Raw genomic sequence first — 769 nt, 5'->3', positions numbered from 1 at the left:
CGATGGAAGAGGGCAGGGGCGGGTCGGCCATGCATCTTTTGATCGTCGACGACCACCCGCTCTTTCGCGATGCGCTGGCAAGCGCGGTCAAGCTCGCCTTTCCCGAGGCCGCCATCGACGAGGCCGAGGGGATCGCCAGTGCGATGGCGGTCCTGGCGGCCGACGGCACCGTCGATCTCGTCCTGCTCGATCTCTCGATGCAGGGCGTCGTCGGTTTCGACGGGCTCGTCTCGATCCGCTCCCGCTTCCCGCGCGTGCCGATCCTCGTCGTGTCCGGCCTCGATGACCCGCGCATCATGCGCGAGGCGCTGCAGCACGGCGCGGCCGGGTTCGTACCGAAGGCGGTCGACAAGGCGACGCTGACGCGGGCCATCGCCGACGTGCTCGGCGGAGGCCTGTCGATCCCCGCCGCCCTGGCGGAGTCCGCTGCCGGCGCGGCTCCTCCGGCGACCCAGCTCGCGGAGCGGATCGCCCGCCTGACGCCGCAGCAGCTGCGCGTCCTCCTGATGATCCGCCAGGGGAAGCTCAACAAGCAGATCGCGCACGAGCTCCAGGTCGGTGATTCCACCGTCAAGGCCCATGTCTCCGAGATCCTGCGCAAGCTCGACGTCATCAGCCGCACGCAGATCGTGATCGAGACGGCCCTGCTCGATTTCGACCAGATCCGGATGCCGCAGGCCGGCTGAGCCGCCGACGCCGGTCCCCGGTCGTCTGCGTCGGCGCCGCCTCGTCACGGGTCTCCCTCACGCGCAAGGGTCTCCCTCACGGG

1 protein-coding gene is annotated in these 769 nt (G+C 70.1%); it reads left to right on the top strand.

The window, feature by feature from the left end; all coding sequences use genetic code 11:
* Window positions 1-2: 2 nt before the first annotated feature.
* The gene (locus FPV16_RS25885; RefSeq protein ID WP_227441369.1) at window positions 3-686 is read left to right on the top strand and encodes a response regulator transcription factor; all 684 of its coding nucleotides are present in this window, start codon (window positions 3-5) and stop codon (window positions 684-686) included.
* The last annotated feature ends 83 nt before the right edge of the window (window positions 687-769 follow it).

The organism is Methylobacterium sp. W2 (assembly GCF_020662345.1).
Taxonomy (GTDB): Bacteria; Pseudomonadota; Alphaproteobacteria; order Rhizobiales; family Beijerinckiaceae; genus Methylobacterium.
Note: the sequence above shows the minus strand (reverse complement) of the source record. Positions and strands in the feature narration are given on the sequence as shown.